The organism is Tenacibaculum soleae, from assembly GCF_001693415.1.
Classification (GTDB): domain Bacteria; phylum Bacteroidota; class Bacteroidia; order Flavobacteriales; family Flavobacteriaceae; genus Polaribacter; species Polaribacter soleae.
This window is the reverse complement of the sequence record NZ_MAKX01000017.1, coordinates 1-1363: the sequence shown is the minus strand read 5'-3', so window position 1 is coordinate 1363 and position 1363 is coordinate 1. Positions and strand designations below refer to the sequence as shown.

Genomic DNA, 1363 nt, shown 5'->3' with positions numbered 1-1363 from the left:
AGCACCAACAGCAGAAGCAGGAKCAACTGCAGAGTTAACATGTGGAACAACTACATTAACCTTAGATGGATCAGGATCAACAGGTCAAGGAGTTTTAAGTTATGCCTGGACAACTGCAGATGGAACAATAGATAGTGGAGCAAATACAGCTAGTCCAGTAGTAAGTGCAGCAGGAACATAYTCATTAATAGTAACAGATGCAGACAACGGATGTTCAAGTGTAGCAGATACAGTTGTRATAACAGAAGATGTTTTAGCACCAACAGCAGAAGCAGGAGCAACTGCAGAGTTAACATGTGGAACAACTACATTAACCTTAGATGGATCAGGATCAACAGGTCAAGGAGTTTTAAGTTATGCCTGGACAACTGCAGATGGAACAATAGATAGTGGAGCAAATACAGCTAGTCCAGTAGTAAGTGCAGCAGGAACATAYTCATTAATAGTAACAGATGCAGACAACGGATGTTCAAGTGTAGCAGATACAGTTGTRATAACAGAAGATGTTTTAGCACCAAYAGCAGAAGCAGGATCAACGGCAGAGTTAACATGTGGAACAACTACATTAACCTTAGATGGATCAGGATCAACAGGTCAAGGAGTTTTAAGTTATGCCTGGACAACTGCAGATGGAACAATAGATAGTGGAGCAAATACAGCTAGTCCAGTAGTAAGTGCAGCAGGAACATATTCATTAATAGTAACAGATGCAGACAACGGATGTTCAAGTGTAGCAGATACAGTTGTAATAACAGAAGATCTAACAGCACCAAATGTAACTGTTGTAAGTCAAACAACGAACGATACGACACCTGTTATAACAGGAACATGTAATTCAATAGATACAATTACAGTAACAATTGATGGCGTAACGTATACCGAAGCAGACGGAAACTTAACGGACAAAGGAGATAATACTTGGACATTAACGGTTCCAGCAGTAAATGCAATCAGCCCAGATGGTACATATGATGTAGTTGTTAGTAATGGTACTTGTTCAGATGTAACTTCAGGTGAATTAATTCTAGACACGACTGCACCAACAGCAGATACGTTTACAAGTAACGATACTACCCCAACCTTAACAGGAACAGGAGAGGCAAATGAAACCTTAACAATTACTGTTGATGCAAATGGCGATGGTACGCCAGAGGTAACCTATACGGTAACAACTGACGGAACAGGAAACTGGAGTATTGATCCAGATACAGCAACAGCGGATAGTGGAACATTCCCAACGTTATCAGATGATGATACAATTGATGTAACCGCAACTGATGCAGGAGGAAACAGCGGAACAGGAGTAGTAACCATTGACACGACTGCACCAACAGCAGATACATTTACAAGTAACGATATTACA

The 1363-nt window shown here is 40.7% G+C and carries 1 protein-coding gene; it reads left to right on the top strand.

The features are described from left to right. On the top strand, positions 1-1363 hold a 1363-nt coding region (locus BA195_RS14435; protein ID WP_245662347.1), incomplete at both ends, for a PKD domain-containing protein.